The sequence below is a fragment of the Paenibacillus sp. NPDC101420 genome (assembly GCF_050277435.1).
In the GTDB taxonomy this organism is placed as follows: Bacteria; Bacillota; Bacilli; order Paenibacillales; family Paenibacillaceae; genus Paenibacillus_AQ.
The window spans coordinates 1,358,803-1,380,343 of sequence record NZ_JBNNSE010000002.1; the positions used below are offsets into that span (position 1 = coordinate 1,358,803).

Consider the following 21,541-nt stretch of genomic DNA (forward strand, 5'->3'; position numbering starts at 1 on the left):
AAACTAATTGAGCACAACGGAAGAGATTAACCGAATCATTGAAAAAGGTGCGGCATCCGCTATGACAGACGAGGAGATCGTTAAGCAGGAAATTTATGACTGGATGTCTTCTCAAGAGCGGAAAGACATGATAATCGGAGAACGGTATTACCGGAATAAAAGCGACATCTTGGAGCGTAAACGGATGACTATTGGTGATGGTGGGGCGATGATTGAAGCCACTAACCTTGCAAATAATAAGATCGTTCATGGATTCTTGCGAAAGCTCGTTGATCAGAAAGCTGGTTATTTGCTGAGTAAGGAAATGAGCATCCAGACAAAGGACAAAGTTTATGATGAACTGCTGACAGGGATTTTTGATAAAGGATTTAAACGACTATTAAAAAGCCTGTTGAAGGAGAGCATTAAAAAGGGTCGCGCATGGTTGCATGTTTATTATGACGAAGAGGGTCATTTCCGGTTTAAAAAGCTGCCATCTGAAGAAATCATACCGCTATGGAAAGACGCCGCTCATACAGAGCTGGATGCTCTTATTCGTGTATATGAGGTTGAAGCTTATGAAGGGAAAAAGAAAACAACTATCCAGAAGGTTGAATTCTGGCACTCTAAAGGTGTTAACCGTTATGTGATCGGTAAGGGTACTCTAGCTGTGCCGACTACGAGCGAACTCATACCTGATGTGGAGTTAGGTGAGTTCAGTAGTCATTTTAATGTAATCGACTCTGCGAATCAGACACAAGCTCTTAACTGGGAGCGTATACCGTTCATTTGCTTCAAGTATAACGAGGATGAAATGCCGCTGATCTCATTATTAAAATCTCAGATTGACGAGTATGATCAGAAGAAATCAGATAATAGTAATAATCTCGAGGATCTACCAAACAGCATTTATGTAATCAGAGGCTATGAAGGATCTGATTTAGGCGAATTTCGTCGTAACCTCTCAATACTAAAAGCGGTCAAGGTTTCTGCTGACGATAACAGTGGTGTGGATACGTTGAATCTTGAGATCGACACTGAAGCATATAAGAATCACATGGACATGACTAGAAACGATATCTACGAGTTTGGGCGCGGTGTAGATACTCAGTCTGATTCTTTCGCAACGGCTCCAAGTGGTGAAGCCTTGAAATTTCTTTATGCTGATCTGGATATGGACGCTAACGATATCGAAAACGAATTCCAAGCAGCACTTGAGCAACTTTTGTGGTTCGTTGATAAACATATCTTCAATACCACGGGGAATGACTTCTCAGAAAAGACAGTTAACTTCTTGTTTAACCGAGATATCGTCATTAATGAATCTCAAGTTATCACTGATGCCAAGAACAGCGTAGGGATCGTCTCAGATGAAACCATACTCGCTAACCATCCATGGGTGACTGATACCAGGGAGGAATTGAAGCGTAAGGAAGCCGAAGAAAAGGCTGCTATGGATCGCGCTCAGGAGTATGGAGGTTTGACCGATGATAAGCCCCCTGTTGAGGTTGGAGCTGGTGACCAATGAGGTCAGAGGTATATTGGTCTAAACGTATGGAACAACTGAATGAGTCACTACTAAATAAGGGTGTACCATTCACAAAGGCAATGAATAAGGAATACCGCAAGGCTCAGATATCCATCCAGACGGACGTTAACAATTTCTATCAGCGGTTCGCAGATAATAACGGGATCGTTAGTTTATCCGCTGCTAAACAAGTTCTCAAAGCAGGCGAGCTCAAAGAATTCAAATGGACCGTTGAGGATTACATTGCTCGCGGTAAAGAAAACGCCATAGATCAGCGATGGATGAAGGAACTAGAGAATGCCAGCATAAAAGTGCGCGTTACCCGCTTAGAATCCATTCAATTACAGATGAAGCAACATGTCGAGGAATTATCCACTAAGCGTCTGGCAGGAACAACAGAGCTACTAGGCAACGTCTACAAGGACGGTTACTATCGGAGTATTTTTGAACTTGAAAAGGGTATAGGTATAGGAGCCTCATTCTCTAAGGTAGATAAGCGGCAATTGGAAGCTATCTTATCCGCACCTTGGGCGCCGGATGGCAGCAGCTTTTCCCAACGTATATGGACTGATCGCGTCAAACTGACTGGAACGCTTCGTAACATCTTTACTCAGGGTTTAATTCGTGGTGATACATCTAAGCAAATGGTAGAGCAACTTATGGAGCGCTTTGATGTGTCACGGAAGAATGCAGAGCGGTTGATACTGACGGAATCAGCATACTTCGCAGGCCAATCTCGCATAGCTGGCTACAAAGAACTTGGGGTGGAACAATACCGCTACACTGCCACACTAGACAGCCGTACATCCATTACTTGCCGAGATCTAGATGGTAAAGTATTTGATATTGAAGATGCTCAGGTTAATGTTAATTATCCACCTATGCATGGTCACTGCCGATCCACGACTATACCGCACTATGATGACAACATCAAAGAGAGGGTAGCCCGTGACGAAGATGGTAAGACTTACGAGGTACCAGAGGACATAACCTATCCAGAGTGGGAAAAGAAATATGTTCCTGAAGCCTCTGATGCGGTTACCGTGGGGGTGCCATCCAAGAAGACACCTGAAACTCCATTGCCTACTATCGAGATTCCAGGTGGACCAACAAAGGATATTCCAATAACGCAACAATCGATGTCCGTACCTACTATGGATGATTTCGAAGCTGGAGTAGAGGAACCTCGACGGGGTGTGGTAAACCGGAAATATAATCCGCGTGCCAGTTACTTCGCAGACTTGCCGAATCTGTCAGATGATGTCTTGGAAAAGGTAGCAGATGTGAACCGCGAAGTTGCACGAAGTGGATACAAGGAAGCAAAAGAAATTCTTGTGATGCTGGATAAAACTACTGGGAAAGAAATCGCTCGCCTTTCTGGTTCCGTCAATAAGGTAACATTCAGCAAGGAAGTAGACCAAAAACTCCGAGAAGCTTCACCTAGATCAGTTATATTGACACACAACCATCCACGAGGAACGAGGGTCAATGTTAAAGACTCTATGAATCTGGGTGATTACCTCTCAATCGATACTGTGGTTGCTACAGGGCATAACGGGGGGATAAGCTTTGTAAATGCGGCTAAATCAACAGCTGATGGAGTGGCACTTCGTAGTGTACTCCCTAGCATTTTCTTGGAGATCAATGCTGTATTACAAAAGGATAAGAAGTATGCTACAATGTCAAAAACAGCACAAGATGAGTACTTTGATTACCAAGTGCTGCTAAGGCTAGCAAAAGAAATGGGGTGGGTATATGAGGAAGACTTCACAGCAACAAAAACCGATCCGCGAATATGATGACGTACCTTTAAGTCCGGATTTCAGTAAGTCCGGTGATGATTTTGTTGATCATTTGATGCAGCAGCTTCCGCCGTTGCCTGATCACCTGAAGGATAAAACAAAAGATCAATCATAAAAAGCACTCTCCAATATGCGAGGGTGCTTTTTATATTGGGCCACGGTTGAGACTACCGCGGCCTATTTGCTCATGAACCGGAGCATATCGGTTCACTCCCTAAGCTGGAGAGCAGCTATACAAATCTATGGAGGTAGATATATGGATTGGCTGAAAGAGTTATTGAAGAAGTTGGGTGTTGAAGAATCCAAGATTGACGGAGCTATTGCAGATGCTGGCAAAGAGATTCCGAAGCACTTTGTTCCGAAGAGTCAGTATAACGAAGTTTCTACGGCTAAACAGCAGGCTGAGAAGGATGTCGCTGATCGGGACAAGCAAATCGAGGATCTGAGTAAAGCTGCTGGACTGTCAGATGATCTGAAGAAGCAGATTGACCAGCTCAAGACTGATAACAAGACGGCAAAGGACAAATATGATGCCGACCTGCAACAGATCAAGTTGGACAATGCCATTACTGCTGTACTCACTGGTAAGGTGCATAACGAGAAGGTGGTAACTGGTTTGATTGACAAGACCAGGCTGATATTTGGTGATGATGGGAATTTGGTCGGCTTGGATGAACAACTCACAGGCTTAAAAAATACTGATGCATACCTGTTCAAGCCGGAAGCCGATCCACAGCAGCAACAGCCGGCTCCCTCATTCAGAGGGACAACACCGCTTGATGCAACAAAACCTGCTGGTACTACGCCTGAAGGGTACAACGCCGGGAAGTCTATTGCAGAACAAAGAAACCAAGGGAGTGAGAAAAAATGAATTTGAATCCAAGAGTTAAGGAATACGGATCACAAAAGGAAATTCTCTATACAGTTAAAGGATCTATCGAAAAAGTCGGGGGCATTACTCTGGATGGCACTAAATTCGCACTAAACACATTGATTCCAGCTGGTACAGCAGTTAGCATCCAGGCAAACAGATTGGCTAAACCTTGGGCAGATGCTGATACAGGTACACCATATCTGACGAACCACGATGTATTTACGGGCGAAGCTACTACTGTGAATGTGATTGTGGGGGCATGGGCTGAGGCGCTGGTTGTTGCAAGTAAACTCACTGGGGTTACAGCAGCATTTAAGACAGCTGCTGGCGGTCGTTATAGATACTACTAAAATAGAAAAGGAAGGGTGAATAAAGAATGGGAATTCTTTCACTGGATCAATTTAAACAACCTCAATTTATGGGATATGTAGAGAACCGGATTTTGCAAAAAAAATACTTGCTTGATGCTATCAGTGATCACGACACGGTATATGATCTGTCGTTCGATTATGACGTATTCACACAAACGTATGTGCCATCGGCTTCTATTACCGGATGGAATGCAGGAGCTCCACTTCGTGATAAGCAAGGATTCAAAACACTGACTCAAGAAGTAGCAAAGATCCAGCACGGTGTACGGATTGATGAGCGTGAACAGCTTAAATTTATGAATCCGCGGGTGCAAGCTGAAAGGGAGCGCGCTATTCAAAAGGTTTATGATCAAACTGACCGATTGATCGAAGGCGTTAGAGATATTGAAGAATGGTTGCGTGCTCAAGCCACTTATGGGGGAAGCATTGTGTATAAATCTGGGGATGACGTTCTGATTAATGTTAGTTTCGGAGTATCTCCTATCGTCCCAACAGCAACGGCATGGAGTAATCGCGCGACTTCTACACCATTAGATGATCTACGGGCAGCTGTACAAGCATATAAAGACGCAAACGGTGGCTTGGCGCCGGTATATATTGATATGTCCAGCAGCGTAATGCTTGATATCACACTCAATGAGCAAATAAGAGGGGCTATCTTCGGAGTAAATAGTTCGATGATTCCAAACCGTTCACAGGTTGAGGCTCTTTTGGCTCAAGCGGCCGACGCTACAATTCAAATCCGGATCAATGACGATCAAATCTCATTAGAAGGAGCAGCAGCATCTCGCTTGCTTCCTGTGAGAACTGTGGCGTTACTAGGAGCGCAGCCAGTTATCACAGTTCACGGCCCTACAGTAGAAAAGGGCTTTGAGCCCGGTATTTATGTTGTTACAAAAAGTGATCTTGGTCCACCGCCACAAGATGAAATCTATGTAGGGGAATCGGCTTTTGTAGGTATCAAACAACCATCCCAAATCTACCGCCTGTCGGTCTAAGAGAGGAGCTATCATAAATATGACTAGATATAAAGTGCTGACCCCCGTCCTTCATGGCGGGGTTATTGTTGCTTCTGGGGAAATTGAATTAGATGATAAACAGGCTTTACGATTGCAAGAGTTGAGTGCTATCGGAGAGGAAGTCCCTGAAGAATCTGTTCCTTTGGAAGAGATGAAGTTGCCTGCACTCAAGGTGTACGCTAAAGATCATAACATTGATCTCGGTGAGGCTACCAAAAGGGAGGACGTTCTTGCAGCTATCCTGAAAGCTGGTGAGTCTGATGGAGGAGTATCTTAAATATCTACCTAAGCTAAAACATTTGCTCTCAATCACAATAGAGGATACCTCCAAGGATCAAAGGTTACTGTTTGCTCTGGAGACCATTGTTCAGGAGATAAAGACCTATTGCAACATTTCTTTTATTCCTGAAGCCTTAGATAACGTGGTTCTGCATATAGCTGAGGATTACTACCGGACGAAGTACCCGACAGAGTTTGAGCAGACTACACCAGCTGTAACCAGTATCAAGCGCGGGGATGTTACAACAGCGTTCGGATCCGCTAAGGCTACGGTTACGGTCGGATCTGGAGCAGCTTTCGTGCGGAATTATGCGGCTCAGTTGCAAGCGTTCCGCAGATTGAGGTGGTAACTATGCAATTTGGCATGGTAGCTGCGGAACGGGCAGCGCTGGAGAGCACCTATGAAGGCTTGTGTACTGTTTCGGAAATGAAGGATGTAAAAGATCCAGTGAGCGGTAAAACACGACAGGAGCCTGTCGTTGTGTTTGCTGACGAGCCGTGTGGACTCTCTCAATCAACTCTTCCAAGCGCGACACAGACCGTAACGTCAGACAGGGTGGAATACGATGCTAAGCTGTTTATCTCCCCTGATGTGACTATCAAGCCAGGAAGTCGAATCACGGTTCAGCAGAACGGCATGGAGTTCAAAGGAGAGCAGGCGGGTAAGGCATTCAGGTATGCCACTCATCAGGAGATTAAGCTAAAAGAGGTCCTGAACGCATGAGTATGGGTAAATTCGATTTCTCCGATGTCAAAAAGCTTCAGAAGAACCTTCAAAGGATGCAAAATGAATTTCCAGCATTTATGGAGGAGTGTATTCGTGAGCTTGCAGGACGGTTACTGGCTAAGACTATAGCTAGAACTCCGGTAAAATCGGGTGACTTGCGTCGGGGCTGGCAAATTGGTGATGTGGTTCGGCTCCCAGGAGGCGGTGTACACGTTGAGATTGTCAACAATGTAGAGTATGCACTCTATGTTGAGTACGGCCATGTTACCAGACTGCGTACCGGTTGGGTTAACGGTAAATTTATGCTGACTCTATCCGAGCAGGAACTTGAGAGAGAGTTGCCGGGGATCATGGAGAGGAAGCTTAAGAAATACATGGAGAAACACTTGGGGCGGTGAGTATGCAGGATATCAAAAACGCACTCATAAAAAAGCTATCGTTATTTACTCCGGAGTATCCGGTTTATGACGAAGCAGTAGAGCAGGGCATGAAGCAGCCGTGCTTTTTTGTGCTGTTATTGGAAAGTAGCCAGGTCAGAGGGGTTAACCGACGCTACCAGCGTTTTAATCCCTTCGATGTCCATTACTTCCCACAACGTAAATCGGCTGCTCTCCGCGAAGAGTGTGAATTAGTAGCTGAAAAGTTTTACTCAGAACTGGAGTACCTAACGGGACATAGTGGTATTTACCGAGGGACTGGGATGCGTCATGAAATTGTAGATGGAGTGTTGCATTTCTTCGTTGAGTACAATGTACACCTGATCCGAGACAAAGCACCGGAAATTAAAATGCAGACTATGAAGCAAGGGGGCGGTATTAAGTGAGTGTGAAAAATGAAAAGGAAGCTATTGAAGCTCCTGAGGCTTCGTATACAAAGGAGCAGTTCTTGAACTCTACCAAATACTCATACCAGGATAAAGATGTCCTGTCGGCGCTGCTGGAGCCGGAAAAGTTGTATACGGCGTCCGAGGCACAGCAGGCCATCGAAGAATTTAAGAACAAGGAGGTTGAATAGATTATGGCCGGTGGAACATGGACCACTCAAAATAAAGTAAGACCTGGTGTATATATCAACGTGGAAACGAATGGCGGTGCATTGGGTACAGTCGGCAGCAGGGGAATAACCTCTTTAGCGCTAACACTCCCATGGGGAGCGGCTAAGGTCATCACACCGATTGTAGCTGGTGAGGATACATTCAAAACGCTCGGCTATGACATTACAGCCCCGGAATTATTGCTGGTGCGTGAGGCGTTTAAAAGAGCTCGGACAGTGTTGCTCTATAAGCTTGATGAAGGTGTTAAGGCAACGGTAACAATAGGCGCTTTGGTGCCCACAGCAAAATACGGTGGTACTCGTGGGAACTCGCTGAAGGTTGTAGTACAAACCAACATTGATGACAGTAGCAAATTCGATGTGAAAACGTTGCTGGATAACGCAGTGGTGGATACTCAGGTGGTCGCTAACATCGCTGGACTCAAAGCTAATGATTGGATTGTCTGGGGTGGAACTGGTGCTTTAACAGCAAGCGCAGGTGCTCCTCTAGTGGGCGGTGCTAATGGTACTGTGACTAATGCTGATCATACTGCTTATTTAGCTGCACTAGAGCTGTACGATTTCCAGACAGTTGCACTCACATCCACGGACAACGCACTCAAAGCGGTATATGCTGCCTTTGTACGGCGTTTAAGAGAGTCGGAAGGTAAAAAGGTACAGGCTGTACTTGAAAACTACCCTGTTGCCGATTTCGAAGGTGTAATCAGCGTTAAGAATGGTGTGGTTCTCTCCGATGGGACAACATTAACAGCAGCACAAGCGACAGCATGGGTTGCTGGAGCGACGGCTGGTGCAGAAATGAATGAGTCTCTGACTTATTCGGCATACGACGATGCTGTAGATGTGGCACCAAGGTATACGAGCACACAAATTGAGGCAGCGTTAAAAGCTGGGGAATTTGTCTTTACACCTTCCGTTAATCGGGCCGTGGTGGAGCAGGATATTAATACTTTCCTCTCTTATACTCCAAAGAAGGGGAAACAACTTCAAAAAAACCGTGTGCTTCGTGTGCTGGATGGTATTGCCAATGATTTGAAGCGTATCTTTGAATCATTTTACATCGGTAAGGTATCAAACAATGTCGATGGCCGAGTTTTGTTTCGTAAAGAGGCTGTAATCTATCTGGATAGTTTGCAGGGCATTTCTGCTATTCAAAACTTTGATGCCCAGACGGATATCACGGTACTTCCTGGTGTTGACTCAGATGCAATCTACGTTGAAGCTAATATCCAGCCAGTAGACAGTATCGAAAAAGTATATATGAAAGTGCAGGTGAGATAGATGTCGTTCTTAAAAGCAAATGACACGATTAGCGGACAAGAGGGGCGGGCTTACGCCACAATTAACGGCCAGGTTGAGGAAATGTTTTATATCAAAACGCTGGAAGCTTCCGTAGAGAAGGAAAAGGCTGAAGTTAAAACATTAGGTCGCCGTGGTACTCAGCATAAAACTACTGGATGGTCGGGTACCGGCAGCATGACGATTTATTATGTAACAAGTCGGTTCCGCCAGTTGATGATCGATTATATCAAAACGGGTAGAGATACCAACTTTGATATTACGGTAACTAATGAAGATCCGGGATCTACCATTGGGTCTCAAACAATTACTCTACTAGGTGTAAACTTGGATAGTGTAGTTATGGTATCACTGGATACAGAGTCCGATGCACTAGAAGAGGATATTGATTTTACCTTTGAGGATATTGATATGGGTCAATCATTTAACCCACCAGCCAATTAAAATAAAATTCAGGAGGAATTAATAATATGAGCGATTTTTCAGCATTCTACGCACAAAACGCAGCGGTGGAGACTACAGAGGATTTCGTGGTCTCTCCTAGATTTAAAGATAAAGATGGAAAGGCTATTCCTTGGAAGCTACGTAGTATCACTGAGGCGGAGAATCAAGAGATTCGAAAGGCAGCAACTAAACGTACAAAGGCTAAGTATGGACAATATACTTCTGAGACTGATCCGAATGAGTATGTTGCTAAATTGGTTACAGCAACTGTTGTTTACCCTAACCTGAAGGACGCAGCTTTACAAGAGACATACGGGGTAAAAGGTGCTGAGGCCCTGGTGCGCAAGATGTTACTTCCAGGCGAGTTTACCAAGTTAACTGATCAGGTCCAATCCTTGAACGGCTTTGATCAGGATATCAATGAACTGGTTGAAGATGTAAAAAACTAATCGAGGAGGGTGATAGTGAGGCTAACTTAGCTTACTACGCCCTCCACGAACTTCATATCATGCCACACGAGTTAATGGCACTGTCCAAACCAGATAGATCCGCGATCTATGCTATGATCTTGGTCCGAATCGATAAAGAGAAAAGGGATGCAGCTAAGTCCAAGGCTCGCAAAAAATGATCACAACCTCACAATTACTATGGTAGAATATAGGAAAATGTTCTAGGGGAAGTGATGAAATGGGCTTTTTTAAGAAAAGTGATTCAAAAAAGATTCAGTCTATAACAGCAAATTTATATCACGTAGATGGGCTACCTTTACCGGAAAGAAATCTTTGCAAGGTTGAACTGAACTCTACTCAATTAAATATTGAAGGTGGAGGGACGAATTTTTTAATTGATGTCTTGCAAATAAAAGGGGCTCAATTTAAAACAGAGAAAACTCCAGCGCCAAACGGTGGTATTTCGATGTCATCCTATCTATTAATTAGTTATACCAATAAATCAGGACAATTGAATTCTGTTACGTTTAAAATAGATATTGCTACGGGCAAATCAATAGACATCAAAGAGGCTCAAAAAATTGCAGATGAGTTGACATTAAGAGCAAAGAACTCCAACGTAGTTGAATTATAAATTTTTAAATCATCGGAAGGCACTCCTAAAAGGGGTGCTTTTTTATTTCCTTAGAAAGGAGAGCTCGTATGAATGGTATTGCCGCCAGTTTAGCTCTGAACGATGCTTTCAGCCAACGGTTATCACAGGTGAATACTGTACTTGCGTCTACGTTGCAACTTATGGCTCGTTTGCAAGCACAAGTACAAAATCCAATTACATTAAGGATTAGTGCTTTCGATGTTATTCATAATTTGGATATTATTAAACAGCAAATAGCTGCTTTGGGATCTGGTAGCCTAATCAGAATCAGTATTAACTCTAGTGAGATTCTGCAGAGACTAACAACTATACGTCAGCAGTTAGGCGGAGAAGAATCTATTCTAAAAATTCGTCTTAATTCAGCAGATATCACCACTGAGATTGCTGCCATCAGAAGACAGATTGATTCGGAGCTCGGTAATATTCAAGCACGCATCAGGATTGAGCTCCCACGCTCACTTGAAGCGATGTTTGTTAACTTACAAAGGCTAGTTCTGCAACTTATAAGTGTTACACGTCAACTTCGTACACGTAGTTCTGACGCTGATGAACTACGTCAAGCGCTTGAACGTATAGCTAGACTTGAACGTCAAATAGCGGACTTGCAATCTAGGGTTAATGGTAGAGTGCGAGAAGCTGGTAAAAGTAGTTCAGCTTGGCTAAGTAACATTAAAGGTTTGGTAGCTGCCTACCTGTCTCTGGCTAGTGCTAAAGCACTCTTCGAAAAGACAGTTGGAGGGGCAATGGAGCAACAGAAAATGGAAGATATGTTCAAGGCGCGTACCGGAGATGCTGAGATTGGGAAGGCAATGTTTGATAAGTTCAAAGCCGAAGCGCTTGCAGCTGGTCAGGATGTTACTAAATCGCTACAAAGTACGCTGTCCTTTTTCTCTACCACTCAAAATACGGATCAATTAAGCGAACTTAATAACCTAGCTCAACGGCTCAATGCTTTTGATTCAGCAGGCAATGGCATCGAAGGAGCGGCTTTCGCTCTCAAAGAGGCAATGTCCGGTGATATTGTGTCTCTGGCAGAACGCTTTAACATGTCTAAAAGTGATATACGGGCATTTAAGATTGATGACTTGGGTAAATCGGGGAACATGGATGGTTTTATTAAAGCCTTTGATAAATTGCTTGAAAAGCAAAAGATGGGGCAAGCAGCCTTTGATACCATGATGGCTTCGCCAGCGAAACAATTGGAGACGTTAGGCAACAATGTAAGATCAGAATTGGCTGACGCCGGTGGAGCTGCTATGGAGTCCCTACTGCCACTCATAACAATGGTTAATACAGCGTTTAAAAATGGAGATTTTCAACCTTTTTTCGAGGGTTTGAGAACGGGACTGGATTGGGTAGTAACTCATGTTATTTCCTTGCTAGGTGTTATTAAGGATGTCTATAATTTCTTTTCAAATAATTGGACAACTATTGAACCAATTATAATCGGTCTTGCAGCAGCATTTGTTACATGGAAATCAGCGATTATTGGTGCCAATATTGTTATGGGTATTCAAAACGGATTGCAGGCAATTGCTGCAGCACGAGCGGCGTTTGCGACAGGTGCGACGCTAGCACAGGCGGCTGCAACAACGACTGCCACTGGTGCCCAGGTTGGTTTGAATGCTGCGATATTAGCAAATCCTCTTACATGGGTTATTGTTATTATTATTGCTGTGGTGGCAGCTCTTTATTTACTTGTTAAATGGTTGATAAATTTATGGAAGACTAACGACCAATTTGCTGCAGGTATGATGAGGGCATGGAATGCAATTCTTAATTTCTTCGACCAGGTTCCTATCTTCTTCATGAAGGTTGGATACGGAATAGCTGATGCATTCGGATATGCGAAAGTTGAATCTCTTAAGTTAATGGAAGATTTAGCAAACGGAGCAATAGATAGGTTGAATGGACTTATCGAAAAACTCAACGGATTAAAGTTTGTAAGCATAAAAGCAATTGGGCACGTTGAATTTGCAACGGGAGCTGCCGCTGAAGAAGAAGCGGCTCGCCAACAAAGGGCAGCGAATATAACAGCTGCTGAGAATAATGCCTCCAAAGCGGCTGCTGCACGAGAAGCTAAAGTACAGAAAATGCTTGAGGATAGAGCGGATAAACGAGCCAAAGATCAAATGGCAAAAGAAGCAGAGGAATTAGCCAAGCAGAATAAAAATAAAGAAGCTGCAGAAGGGTATGATTTCTCTAAATGGGATTCCACACACACCGGTGCGGGAAATGGTTCAGCGACTGACAATGATAAAAAGAATAAGCTCAAAAAAGTGGATAAACTCGGCAAAGTGGAAAAGCCAATTGATATCAGCAAAGAGGATCTCAAGGTTATGCGTGATGTCGCCGAAATGAAGAACATTCAAAACTTTGTGACGCTGACACCTACAATTCAGGTGAAGACAGGACCAGTAACCAATGAGGCTAATGTCGATTCTATCGTTAAAAAGATCGGCACCATGCTTACTGAAGAAGTGGCCAGTACAGCCAAGGGGGTATACTCCTAATGAACAACGGCTATAGTATCGAATTGAGTTTTAACAATCGTGCGATATGGTTTGAGATCCCTGTCCTGCCGGAAGAAATTGAGATCGGCGGAGAAGGGGATGGTGAGACCTACAATATAACTGATCTCGGTGAAATAAACGTGATCAAGGCAGCTAAGTTGAAAGAGATCAGCTTCAGCAGCTTTTTCCCGGCTATCGCTGTAGGTGGTACCGTACCAAGCTATGTATCATCAAAAAACTGGGGGCAACCTGCGGACTACATCCAATTGATTGAAACCTGGATGAACAAGAGGAAGCCTATCCGGTTTATTTTTACGTCAACGGGTCTAAAAATCAACATTGCGGCCAGTATTGAGGAATTCAATTATAAAGAGGTTGCTGGATCCCCAGGTGATTTTGAATATGATATCAGCTTGAAGGAGTATGTTTTTTACGCTGCTAAAAAAGTGAAGCTGAAGACAACCGAGACAGCAGCCGGTACAACCACTACAACAAAGAAAGAGCCAGCGAAACGCGCAGATGAACGTACAAAGTCGAAAACAGTTACTGTCAAATCCGAGGACACTCTGATGAAGATTGCTAAAAGAGAACTCGGTGACGGCAGCCGGTGGAAAGAGATTCAGAAGTTAAACGGCTTAACGGACGCGCAGCTGAAGACGCTCAAGATCGGTTCCGTCCTGAAGCTCCCGGGGTGATTAAGTGGAATTATTGATCGATAATAAAAATGGAGCCGTCTGGGATGTATCCAGCATCGTTACTGATATATCTTGGAAGACGATCCGCATAGGCAAGGCAGCGTCCCTAGAATTCACTCTTGTAGACGATGGACCATGGCAAGATAAAAAATTCCAGTTGAACAATGGCGATGTGGTTCGGTACACAGATGAAGGACATAAGGTCTTCTATGGATATATCTTCAGTATTGAAACGGGTACGGCTGAAGAAATAACAATTTTGGCCTATGATCAAGTTCGTTATCTGATGAATAGCGGAACTTATGTTTTCAGCAAACAGACTGCGACTCAGGTAGTTCAAAAGATCGCACAGGACATGCAGCTAAAGACTGGAAAGCTGGAAGATACTAGATACATTATACCTTCCCAAATCCGTGACGATAAAACGTTTATTGATATGATCTGCATGGCGTTAGATGAAACGCTGATTAATTACGGGACCAACTTCGTATTCTTCGACGATTTTGGGAGCTTGACGATACGTAATGTTTCTAATATGCGCTTTCCTTTTGTTGTGGGTGATGATTCACTTATGACTGATTACTCCTACAGCCGCAACATTGATGATGAAACCTATAATCAAATCGTCTTGTATCGGGATAACAAGGAAACGGGTAAGCGGGAAACTTACGTTACCAAGGATAGCGCCAGTATTGCTAAGTGGGGGTTACTACAACTCTACGAATCGGTGGATGAAAAATTGAATCAGGCTCAGATTAAAGAGCAATTGGAACAGCAATTATTTATGAAAAATCGAGAAAAGAGAACGCTTAGTATAGAGGCTCTTGGCGATTATCGGATGCGCGCAGGATGTTACGTCAATTTATATATCAAGGCGATGAACATAAATAAATTCTTCTTGGTCGATGAATGTACTCACAAGAAAGAAGGTGGCGTGCATACCATGGACCTAGAGTTGAGGTTGGTGTAAACATGATTGAAGCGATAAAACAAGCTGCCTTAGGCGCTGTCAATGCTCAAGGTCCCGTCATAGTGCAATTAGGATCCGTAACAAAGATAAATCCTCTTGAAGTGCTAGTCGATAACCGGCTATCTCTTCCAGAGGATTTTTTAATTGTGCCGGAATCATTAACTGAGCTAAAGGCGACTGTAGGCACTCAGGAAGTTGTAATCCGGAAAGCCCTTGCCGCTGGAGATAAACTGCTTCTTATCCGTATGCAGGGCGGTCAGCATTACGTAATCATGGATAGGGTGGTGAGTAATTGATACCACAGAGCGATAATGTACTGCTAAATGAGGACATGGAGGATACGCCACAACCAAGCCTCACCTACAAATTAGACCTTGTAAACGGACGTATAGGATCCGTGGTAGTGGACGGATTGGATGCTGTAAAACAGGCAGCTATTAAAATCCTCTCCACAACCCGGTTTGAAAATCTAATTTACAGCGACAATTACGGTAGTGAGGCGGATGTAGGTGTAGTGCGTGGGAGAGCAGTTTTTGAAACAGAATTAGAACGCTGGGCTAGGGAGGCGCTTCTGCAAGATGATCGTATCGTTTCCGTGACCAACTTTAGATTTACCTATGATGGTGATACTGCACTTGTCTTATTTGATGTGGAGAGCGACTACGGAAACTATACAGACCGATTGGAGGTGAATGGTGGTGTATGAGAACCAAACGTTTGAAACGATCTTAGAGCGGATGCTAGATCGAATACCCGATGAGCTGGATAAGCGAGAGGGCAGTATTATTTATGATGCTATGGCTCCGGCGGCAATGGAGTTGGCTCAGATGTATGTTGAGTTGGATATTAACGCGAATTTAATATTTGCCGATACCGCTAGTGGCGATTATCTGGATCGGTCGATTGCTTGGTCTGGTGTGACCCGCAAGAAGGCAACTAAGGCTCAACTCCGGGGGCTGTTTTATAATGCGACCAACACCTTAATGGATGTTCCAATTGGTAGTCGCTTCGCGATTGGTTCAAACAATTATAAGGTGGTTTCTCGGCTCTCCTTAGGAGAGTACCGCCTTGAGGCAGAGGTTGATGGAATTGCGGGAAATCAGCATTTCGGTGTCTTAATCCCTATCGATTTTATTAACAATCTAGCAAGAGCTGAATTGAAAGAGTTACTTGTTCCCGGTACTGATAGAGAGACTGACAATGCATTACGACAGCGGTACCTTGATTCTGCCAGACGTCCAGCGACCAGTGGAAATAAATATCATTACATTGAATGGTCTCTTGAAGTTTCCGGAGTGGGCGGAGCTCGCGTATTTCCATTATGGTCAGGTCCGAAAACCGTAAAAGTCGTCATTGTAAATACAGAAGGTTCTCCGGCATCAAGCGTTCTTGTTAATCAAGTACAAGACTACATCGATCCAGTCGCAGGGAAAGGCGAAGGACAAGCTCCAATAGGTGCAGTCGTAACAGTTACATCAGCAATCGGCAAGACTATTAATATATCAGCTAAGGTAACCTTAGCACCTGGTTATAGCTTGCAGGGTGTGAAGAATACCTTTTTGGAGCGATTGGAAGCTTGGCGTAAGTCAGCGTCTTTTGTATCTACTTATGTTAGTCAAGCCGTAATTGGATCGCTCCTTTTAGGCACTGATGGGGTTATTGATTATGTTGGATTGCTACTCAATGGAGTTGCTGGGAACATTGTTCTTTCCGAAGAAGAGGTGCCAGTGATCGGTACTGTGGAATTGGGGGTGTAACATGGCCTACCCGAATAAAATAGATGTTTTTCAAGAGAAGCTGAACAAAAATCCAACTGGAAACAACTATGTTATTGAAGAACGGATAGCACCTGTTGCAGGCGTTTATGAGGGTTTATTGAATCACGATAATATCAATAACTCAACTATTCAAGTCTATAGCGGTAGTAAATTAACTGGTGATAAATTAACAAACTGGACTTTAACTATTCCAAGTGATACACCATGGCGTAGGTTAATTAAGATATTTAGTGGAGCTGCTGAAGTTTACGTAACCTATGAAACACCAGGGGACACGGTAGAGGCTGATGATATTAATGTGCTACAAAAGTCTGTAACAGCCACACAGACAGAGGTAGAGCGGTATAAATCGAGTGGTCTGATAGACGGCGGATCATTTACGAGAGGGGTATAAGATGGCACAGACGATACAAATAAAACGTGGTACTAAAGCTCAACTTAGCACGTATGGTGCATTGCTTGTTGGCGAAATGGGTTTTTGTACAGATACTAAAGAAATATATATCGGAGACGGTACAACAAACTCAATGGTTGGGCGAGCTTTGTCAGGTGCAGAGGCTTCTCGTCCGGTGGCCGCATCGGTTGGACGTCTGTTTTACGTAACGAGCGGGGCAAATAGCGGATATCTTTACTTTGATGATGGGACAGCTTGGAGGCGAGTGAATGCTCAAGCACTCAGCGATTTAACGGGGTCACTTGATAATATAGCGGATGGTGCTAATTATGCAAAGATATTAAAGGCTGATGTCAGTGCAGGGCATATCAATAAGGTGTCAGATGGGACGAACACTAAAACTGCTGCTGAGATCAAGACTCACATCGATGATGCTACCAAGCACAGAGTGATTAATGATTCCGGAACTACGATTACAGACTTGTGGTCAGCACAGAAGATTAAGAATGAAATTGAACTTGCGAAACATAACATTGAACCGCAAGCATCAGTTAAAGATCAGCATTTATTAACTCCGCCTGCAAGTCCGGTTGAAGCCGACCGTTACATCATTCCTGCCTCAGCGACAGGGGTTTGGGCGGGAAAGACAAATCAAATTGCTGAATTTCAATCTGGGGCATGGGCTTACTATACCCCTGCTATAGGATGGACTGCTTATGTAGACGATGAGCAGAAGATTTATAGCTGGAATGGTACGGCGTGGGTTCGGACAGGCGGCGCTCTTCAGACGATTACAGCGGGTAACGGTCTAACTGGCGGCGGTCAGTCTGATACAGTTACATTGACGGTAGGAGCTGGAAACGGGATTGTTGTAGATTCTACTACGGTAGCTGCTAAGCCAGGTAAAGGCATTGTTGTTAACGCGACCGGGATCGAGGCTAATATTGATAGTTCCAGCATTGTATACGATACAGCTAATGGCAATAAACTTACGGTGGCTACGATTGATGGCGGTACGTTCTAGGAGGCGAGGCAATGGCTAGAAATGTAATGATCCAGATCCGACGAGGCCTGGAAAGTGCCATCGGAACACTAGCTGTCGGTGAGCTTGGTTATTGTACTGATACGAGTAAGTTATATATTGGTACAATAACCGGTAATGTGTTGTTGGTGGCTGCTCAAAGCTCAGGAGATATGCTTAAAAGTATTTATGATACGAACAACGATGGCAAAGTTGACTATGCTGCTAACGCTGATGCTGTCCCTTGGTCTGGTGTAGCTGGGAAACCATCAACATATCCTCCATCATCACACACACACTCCGAATACATGGGTAAGGGTCCATTAACGTGGAACCAATTAAAGGGGGTGTGATGGTTGAGCTATGGAGATTCTTTATACAGCACTCTTCTTTTTTCGGCTGATGAAATAGAAGACAGCGATGAGATAAATAGAGTTGATCTTATGAAATACTTACCATCCTATTACAGGGGTATACAAGAAATAGAAGAACTGCAGGAATCTTTAGGTATTGAAATACATGGCTTAACTACAGGTGTACAGGACGTGCTAGATCAGGCTTATGTTGAAACTGCAACATGGAGCCTTGCACGTTGGGAGGCTGAGCTTGGATTAAGTTCGGATCCATCAAAGTCTTACATCAGTAGAAGAGAAATGATTAAGGCTAAACGGCGGGGAACTGGCACAACAACACCCGAAATGATTCAACGAACAGCATCGGCTTTTGCTGGCGGGGATGTATCCGTAGAAGAAGTTCCTGGAGAATACCGGTTCATCATTAGATTTATTGGGATTCTAGGCATACCTCCGAATATGGCTGGACTAATTCAGATAATCGATGAGATTAAGCCAGCACACTTAGCTTATGAGTTTGCTTATACGTATACCTTCTGGGATTCGCTTAAAGCAATATCATGGAATACTGCTGGTACTGGTACATGGAACGACTTAAGAACTTTTGGATAGGAGAGTGACAAATGAAAACTACAGGGAATTTGGGCTTAAAGAAGCCAGAGGGAACGGATCTCGTTGATATTGCCGATCTGAACGGGAATATGGACATATTGGATAATGCCGTTACTGGAAAGGTCGATAAAGTTACTGGCAAACAATTATCTACGAACGATTACACCGCAGCTGAAAAAACAAAGCTAGCGGGTATTGCAACAGGCGCGAATAACTACACGCATCCAAACCATACCGGAGACGTTACCAGTACCGGTGATGGAGTTACAGCTATTGCAGCAGGAGTAATTGTAGATACTGATGTTAATGCTAATGCCGGAATTAAGTTCAGTAAGATAAATGCGGCTGGTTCCATCATGGATAGTGACATCAATGATGAAGCATATATTAACATGCTCAAGATCGGTACTGGTAAGATAAATAACGCTACACTAGATCAACTCTATGGTGTAACTGCACCAATCCAAGGCCAATTAAACGAAAGAGTCAAGCAGACAACGGCTAGTATTACCTATTACGTTAGATCTGATGGAAATGATAATAACACCGGATTATCAAATACGGCGGGGGCTGCTTTTAAAACAATTGCCAAGGCTGTATCAATGTTGCCTAAGATTGGTGAACATTCACGGTCTATAAAAATTGCAGCTGGAACCTATGCAGAAGCAATTGATCTAAAAGGTTTTGGTGGAAGTGGCCCGATTGAAATAGCAAGTTTGGGCACACTAGCGAGCGGAGTTACCAATGTACAAAGAGTAAATGTTGTCGGTTGTTCTTCTCAGATAACCTTGATTGGAATAACGTCAACAGCGACAACAGATAACGCTTTTGATGTGATCGCTTGTACTTGGGTATGGTTAAGTAATTGCTACGCGTTGAGCGGTGGTGGGGGAACTACTTACGGCGTTTGTGCTTATGGGTCCAACGTTATAGTGAGTAACGGAATATATTCGAATAAAGGCGGGGCCATATGGTCACGTAACTCTTCTAATGTTTTCGCAACTAACATACAAGGCGCTAATAACAGCATTGGTTATTTAGCTACAGAAGGCTCTAAAATTGGTTTAAGTGCCAATACACTAACAGCCGTTTTGTTATCAGATGCGAAACAGGGTGGGTTAATTTTAGGAGATCCGAGAGAATCATCTATTCCACTACAAACCACGGCAGATATCACTTACTATGTCCGTACAGATGGTAATGATAGTAATACGGGGTTAGCTAATACAGCAGCAGGAGCATTTAAAACAATTAATAAGGCTATCAGCATGATTCCTCAAATCTTAAATCATGTTGTAACGATTAATGTTGCAAGCGGATCATACTCAGAGTCGGTGAAAATAAGCGGAAAGGAAGGAAGCGCTCATGTTGAATTCTTGGGGACGAGTGCGACAATCATCGGCTTTACGGCAGAGCGTTGTAAACGTATTGTTGTAAATGGATTTACTGCTACTTCTACGATAGGTGCTGCTTTTAACGTGTATGATGGTGGAATGATAGATATCCGCAATTGCATTGTTATAGCTAGTGCAGCATCTCAGCCGGGTATTACTATCAGTGCACAGAAAGCAGATATCAGAAACTGCACAATATCCAACCGTAATATGGGTATTTTTACGGAAAACGGGGAAGTTACATCAATTACTAACACAGGTACGGGAAATGTTATTGGTATATATTCCTCACATAGCGGTTCCATTAATAAATATGGCACACAGCCTAACGGCACGACTCCAGAAGCTGTGCTTAATGGTACTATTACGAGTGGCGTACTTAACCCATGGGGAGATAATACAACTGGTATGCGTACAGGGGTAGCGACAGGTGGTGGTGGTTCTCTGCAATCTATTCCTGCTAATGTTTTCACTAAAGTTAATTATAGTAATGAGTATTTCGATTATCTGGATGAGTGGAGCAACAGCAAGTTTACAGCTAAAAAGAACGGACTGTATGCAATTAACACACTATTAACATTTATAGGAGCCGCAGACGGTACAATTGCAGAAGTAATAGTGTATAAAAACGGCTCAAAAGATCAGTGTATTGGGCGGGGTGGCGCTGTTAAATTCCAAGACCTTTCTATCAGTGGATTCACGATAACGGATTTAAACGCAGGGGACACAATAGAACTTTATGTACAACAATTCGGAAGCGCGGCTTTAAACTTAACCAATGACGGAAGTTATACAAATCTTAGAATAACAAGAGTGTCCTAGAAAGGAGGGAATGAGAATGAATAAGGCGCAAGCAATTATGTATCTATACCCAAAGGCTGATCCAATGCGGGATTTCATTGTCCAAGACAATGGAGCTGAACCCATATTACGCGAAGGCGTAGACGGACGGACTCGCTACGAGATCCGACCACTTGAAGAAGGGGAAACCGAATATATAGAGGGTGTGCACTACCGTTATGTAGTGGACTTTAATCGGCTAGTAGAGGGTGTGGATTATGACATTGTAGAGCGTGGGCAGTTTATCGCTGTTTGGAACCTAGACAAACCACAGCCGACAGAAGAAGAGTTACAAAGAGCTTGGGCGGCATATCTGGAAGCCGAGGCTAATAAACCACCAGAGCTGACGGAGACCGAGCAACTCCGAGCCGATAACGCTGCTTTATTACTGGAGCTAGTGCAGACTCAGGCAAGGCAAGATCAAGCGGAACAGGACCAGGCAGCCTTACTCCTGAGCCTCGTGGAAGGAGGTGTGTTGTAAATGAACTGGTA

The 21,541-nt window shown here is 43.8% G+C and carries 28 protein-coding genes; all 28 read left to right on the forward strand.

Annotated features, from left to right (window positions below; genetic code table 11):
• The first annotated feature begins 7 nt into the window (after positions 1 to 7).
• Positions 8 to 1,507 carry a phage portal protein gene (locus ACQKMP_RS15155; protein ID WP_427469683.1) on the forward strand — a complete coding sequence of 500 codons (1,500 nt, stop codon included), beginning with the start codon at positions 8 to 10 and terminating at the stop codon, positions 1,505 to 1,507.
• Positions 1,504 to 3,306, forward strand: coding sequence for a minor capsid protein (locus tag ACQKMP_RS15160; RefSeq protein ID WP_427469684.1), 1,803 nt, complete (start codon positions 1,504 to 1,506; stop codon positions 3,304 to 3,306). The genes ACQKMP_RS15155 and ACQKMP_RS15160 overlap by 4 nt, the downstream gene beginning before the upstream one ends.
• Positions 3,263 to 3,424: a hypothetical protein gene (locus ACQKMP_RS15165; RefSeq protein ID WP_427469685.1), complete on the forward strand. Its 162-nt coding sequence runs from the start codon at positions 3,263 to 3,265 to the stop codon at positions 3,422 to 3,424. Before ACQKMP_RS15160 ends, ACQKMP_RS15165 begins: the two co-directional genes overlap by 44 nt.
• Before the next feature lie 141 nt (positions 3,425 to 3,565).
• Positions 3,566 to 4,180, forward strand: coding sequence for a phage scaffolding protein (locus ACQKMP_RS15170; protein ID WP_427469686.1), 615 nt, complete (start codon positions 3,566 to 3,568; stop codon positions 4,178 to 4,180).
• Positions 4,177 to 4,533, forward strand: coding sequence for a hypothetical protein (locus ACQKMP_RS15175; RefSeq protein WP_076303915.1), 357 nt, complete (start codon positions 4,177 to 4,179; stop codon positions 4,531 to 4,533). Before ACQKMP_RS15170 ends, ACQKMP_RS15175 begins: the two co-directional genes overlap by 4 nt.
• 26 nt (positions 4,534 to 4,559) lie before the next feature.
• The gene (locus tag ACQKMP_RS15180) at positions 4,560 to 5,552 is read left to right on the forward strand and encodes a major capsid protein (RefSeq protein ID WP_427469687.1); all 993 of its coding nucleotides are present in this window, start codon (positions 4,560 to 4,562) and stop codon (positions 5,550 to 5,552) included.
• 19 nt (positions 5,553 to 5,571) lie between these two features.
• Entirely contained in the window at positions 5,572 to 5,850 is a 279-nt protein-coding gene (locus ACQKMP_RS15185) for a hypothetical protein (protein WP_427469688.1), read from the forward strand.
• Positions 5,834 to 6,202: a phage head-tail connector protein gene (locus tag ACQKMP_RS15190; RefSeq protein WP_427469690.1), complete on the forward strand. Its 369-nt coding sequence runs from the start codon at positions 5,834 to 5,836 to the stop codon at positions 6,200 to 6,202. Before ACQKMP_RS15185 ends, ACQKMP_RS15190 begins: the two co-directional genes overlap by 17 nt.
• 2 nt (positions 6,203 to 6,204) lie before the next feature.
• Entirely contained in the window at positions 6,205 to 6,576 is a 372-nt protein-coding gene (locus tag ACQKMP_RS15195) for an ABC transporter ATP-binding protein (RefSeq protein ID WP_427469692.1), read from the forward strand.
• Positions 6,573 to 6,977 carry an HK97 gp10 family phage protein gene (locus ACQKMP_RS15200; RefSeq protein ID WP_340974564.1) on the forward strand — a complete coding sequence of 135 codons (405 nt, stop codon included), beginning with the start codon at positions 6,573 to 6,575 and terminating at the stop codon, positions 6,975 to 6,977. Before ACQKMP_RS15195 ends, ACQKMP_RS15200 begins: the two co-directional genes overlap by 4 nt.
• Before the next feature lie 2 nt (positions 6,978 to 6,979).
• Positions 6,980 to 7,402 carry a phage tail terminator family protein gene (locus ACQKMP_RS15205; RefSeq protein WP_340974565.1) on the forward strand — a complete coding sequence of 141 codons (423 nt, stop codon included), beginning with the start codon at positions 6,980 to 6,982 and terminating at the stop codon, positions 7,400 to 7,402.
• Complete coding sequence (locus ACQKMP_RS15210; protein WP_427469694.1) at positions 7,399 to 7,593, forward strand: hypothetical protein; 195 nt, start codon at positions 7,399 to 7,401, stop codon at positions 7,591 to 7,593. The genes ACQKMP_RS15205 and ACQKMP_RS15210 overlap by 4 nt, the downstream gene beginning before the upstream one ends.
• Positions 7,594 to 7,596: 3 nt before the next feature.
• Complete coding sequence (locus ACQKMP_RS15215) at positions 7,597 to 8,913, forward strand: phage tail sheath family protein (protein WP_427469695.1); 1,317 nt, start codon at positions 7,597 to 7,599, stop codon at positions 8,911 to 8,913.
• Positions 8,914 to 9,375, forward strand: a complete 462-nt coding sequence (locus ACQKMP_RS15220) for a phage tail tube protein (protein WP_427469697.1) — start codon at positions 8,914 to 8,916, stop codon at positions 9,373 to 9,375. It abuts the gene before it with no gap.
• Positions 9,376 to 9,401: 26 nt separating this feature from the next.
• On the forward strand, positions 9,402 to 9,824 hold the full coding sequence (locus ACQKMP_RS15225; RefSeq protein ID WP_427469699.1) for a phage tail assembly chaperone: 423 nt from the start codon (positions 9,402 to 9,404) through the stop codon (positions 9,822 to 9,824).
• 238 nt (positions 9,825 to 10,062) lie between these two features.
• A complete protein-coding gene (locus tag ACQKMP_RS15230) occupies positions 10,063 to 10,458 on the forward strand; it encodes a hypothetical protein (RefSeq protein WP_427469701.1) in 396 nt (131 codons plus the stop codon).
• A 68-nt stretch (positions 10,459 to 10,526) separates the two neighbouring features.
• Positions 10,527 to 12,992 carry a hypothetical protein gene (locus ACQKMP_RS15235; RefSeq protein WP_427469703.1) on the forward strand — a complete coding sequence of 822 codons (2,466 nt, stop codon included), beginning with the start codon at positions 10,527 to 10,529 and terminating at the stop codon, positions 12,990 to 12,992.
• Positions 12,992 to 13,687 (forward strand): LysM peptidoglycan-binding domain-containing protein, encoded by a 696-nt coding sequence (locus ACQKMP_RS15240; RefSeq protein WP_427469705.1) that lies wholly within the window; start codon positions 12,992 to 12,994, stop codon positions 13,685 to 13,687. Before ACQKMP_RS15235 ends, ACQKMP_RS15240 begins: the two co-directional genes overlap by 1 nt.
• 4 nt (positions 13,688 to 13,691) lie before the next feature.
• The gene (locus ACQKMP_RS15245) at positions 13,692 to 14,657 is read left to right on the forward strand and encodes an XkdQ/YqbQ family protein (protein ID WP_427469707.1); all 966 of its coding nucleotides are present in this window, start codon (positions 13,692 to 13,694) and stop codon (positions 14,655 to 14,657) included.
• Positions 14,658 to 14,659: 2 nt separating this feature from the next.
• Positions 14,660 to 14,953 (forward strand): DUF2577 domain-containing protein, encoded by a 294-nt coding sequence (locus tag ACQKMP_RS15250; RefSeq protein ID WP_340974575.1) that lies wholly within the window; start codon positions 14,660 to 14,662, stop codon positions 14,951 to 14,953.
• A complete protein-coding gene (locus tag ACQKMP_RS15255; protein ID WP_340974576.1) occupies positions 14,950 to 15,363 on the forward strand; it encodes a DUF2634 domain-containing protein in 414 nt (137 codons plus the stop codon). The genes ACQKMP_RS15250 and ACQKMP_RS15255 overlap by 4 nt, the downstream gene beginning before the upstream one ends.
• Positions 15,350 to 16,414 carry a baseplate J/gp47 family protein gene (locus tag ACQKMP_RS15260; protein ID WP_427469709.1) on the forward strand — a complete coding sequence of 355 codons (1,065 nt, stop codon included), beginning with the start codon at positions 15,350 to 15,352 and terminating at the stop codon, positions 16,412 to 16,414. The genes ACQKMP_RS15255 and ACQKMP_RS15260 overlap by 14 nt, the downstream gene beginning before the upstream one ends.
• A 1-nt stretch (position 16,415) precedes the next feature.
• Positions 16,416 to 16,829, forward strand: coding sequence for a phosphoglucomutase (locus tag ACQKMP_RS15265; protein WP_427469711.1), 414 nt, complete (start codon positions 16,416 to 16,418; stop codon positions 16,827 to 16,829).
• 1 nt (position 16,830) lies between these two features.
• A complete protein-coding gene (locus tag ACQKMP_RS15270; RefSeq protein WP_427469713.1) occupies positions 16,831 to 17,853 on the forward strand; it encodes a DUF2793 domain-containing protein in 1,023 nt (340 codons plus the stop codon).
• A gap of 11 nt (positions 17,854 to 17,864) precedes the next feature.
• Positions 17,865 to 18,203 (forward strand): phage tail protein, encoded by a 339-nt coding sequence (locus ACQKMP_RS15275; RefSeq protein WP_340974580.1) that lies wholly within the window; start codon positions 17,865 to 17,867, stop codon positions 18,201 to 18,203.
• 3 nt (positions 18,204 to 18,206) lie between these two features.
• Positions 18,207 to 18,815, forward strand: coding sequence for a putative phage tail protein (locus ACQKMP_RS15280; RefSeq protein WP_427469715.1), 609 nt, complete (start codon positions 18,207 to 18,209; stop codon positions 18,813 to 18,815).
• Between the two features lie 11 nt (positions 18,816 to 18,826).
• Positions 18,827 to 21,031: a hypothetical protein gene (locus tag ACQKMP_RS15285; protein ID WP_427469717.1), complete on the forward strand. Its 2,205-nt coding sequence runs from the start codon at positions 18,827 to 18,829 to the stop codon at positions 21,029 to 21,031.
• 16 nt (positions 21,032 to 21,047) lie between these two features.
• Entirely contained in the window at positions 21,048 to 21,530 is a 483-nt protein-coding gene (locus tag ACQKMP_RS15290; protein WP_427469719.1) for an XkdW family protein, read from the forward strand.
• Positions 21,531 to 21,541 lie beyond the last annotated feature (11 nt).

Excerpts from the sequence above, each read along its gene's own strand:
- ACQKMP_RS15260 (WP_427469709.1), top strand. The coding sequence starts at position 15,350 with ATGGTGGTGTATGAGAACCAAACGTTTGAAACGATCTTAGAGCGGATG.
- ACQKMP_RS15290 (WP_427469719.1), top strand. The coding sequence starts at position 21,048 with ATGAATAAGGCGCAAGCAATTATGTATCTATACCCAAAGGCTGATCCA.
- ACQKMP_RS15180 (WP_427469687.1), top strand. The coding sequence starts at position 4,560 with ATGGGAATTCTTTCACTGGATCAATTTAAACAACCTCAATTTATGGGA.
- ACQKMP_RS15275 (WP_340974580.1), top strand. The coding sequence starts at position 17,865 with ATGGCTAGAAATGTAATGATCCAGATCCGACGAGGCCTGGAAAGTGCC.
- ACQKMP_RS15165 (WP_427469685.1), top strand. The coding sequence starts at position 3,263 with ATGAGGAAGACTTCACAGCAACAAAAACCGATCCGCGAATATGATGAC.
- ACQKMP_RS15200 (WP_340974564.1), top strand. The coding sequence starts at position 6,573 with ATGAGTATGGGTAAATTCGATTTCTCCGATGTCAAAAAGCTTCAGAAG.
- ACQKMP_RS15185 (WP_427469688.1), top strand. The coding sequence starts at position 5,572 with ATGACTAGATATAAAGTGCTGACCCCCGTCCTTCATGGCGGGGTTATT.
- ACQKMP_RS15240 (WP_427469705.1), top strand. The coding sequence starts at position 12,992 with ATGAACAACGGCTATAGTATCGAATTGAGTTTTAACAATCGTGCGATA.
- ACQKMP_RS15225 (WP_427469699.1), top strand. The coding sequence starts at position 9,402 with ATGAGCGATTTTTCAGCATTCTACGCACAAAACGCAGCGGTGGAGACT.
- ACQKMP_RS15270 (WP_427469713.1), top strand. The coding sequence starts at position 16,831 with ATGGCACAGACGATACAAATAAAACGTGGTACTAAAGCTCAACTTAGC.
- ACQKMP_RS15235 (WP_427469703.1), top strand. The coding sequence starts at position 10,527 with ATGAATGGTATTGCCGCCAGTTTAGCTCTGAACGATGCTTTCAGCCAA.
- ACQKMP_RS15220 (WP_427469697.1), top strand. The coding sequence starts at position 8,914 with ATGTCGTTCTTAAAAGCAAATGACACGATTAGCGGACAAGAGGGGCGG.
- ACQKMP_RS15230 (WP_427469701.1), top strand. The coding sequence starts at position 10,063 with ATGGGCTTTTTTAAGAAAAGTGATTCAAAAAAGATTCAGTCTATAACA.
- ACQKMP_RS15205 (WP_340974565.1), top strand. The coding sequence starts at position 6,980 with ATGCAGGATATCAAAAACGCACTCATAAAAAAGCTATCGTTATTTACT.
- ACQKMP_RS15160 (WP_427469684.1), top strand. The coding sequence starts at position 1,504 with ATGAGGTCAGAGGTATATTGGTCTAAACGTATGGAACAACTGAATGAG.
- ACQKMP_RS15285 (WP_427469717.1), top strand. The coding sequence starts at position 18,827 with ATGAAAACTACAGGGAATTTGGGCTTAAAGAAGCCAGAGGGAACGGAT.
- ACQKMP_RS15175 (WP_076303915.1), top strand. The coding sequence starts at position 4,177 with ATGAATTTGAATCCAAGAGTTAAGGAATACGGATCACAAAAGGAAATT.
- ACQKMP_RS15250 (WP_340974575.1), top strand. The coding sequence starts at position 14,660 with ATGATTGAAGCGATAAAACAAGCTGCCTTAGGCGCTGTCAATGCTCAA.
- ACQKMP_RS15215 (WP_427469695.1), top strand. The coding sequence starts at position 7,597 with ATGGCCGGTGGAACATGGACCACTCAAAATAAAGTAAGACCTGGTGTA.
- ACQKMP_RS15170 (WP_427469686.1), top strand. The coding sequence starts at position 3,566 with ATGGATTGGCTGAAAGAGTTATTGAAGAAGTTGGGTGTTGAAGAATCC.
- ACQKMP_RS15195 (WP_427469692.1), top strand. The coding sequence starts at position 6,205 with ATGCAATTTGGCATGGTAGCTGCGGAACGGGCAGCGCTGGAGAGCACC.
- ACQKMP_RS15265 (WP_427469711.1), top strand. The coding sequence starts at position 16,416 with ATGGCCTACCCGAATAAAATAGATGTTTTTCAAGAGAAGCTGAACAAA.
- ACQKMP_RS15190 (WP_427469690.1), top strand. The coding sequence starts at position 5,834 with ATGGAGGAGTATCTTAAATATCTACCTAAGCTAAAACATTTGCTCTCA.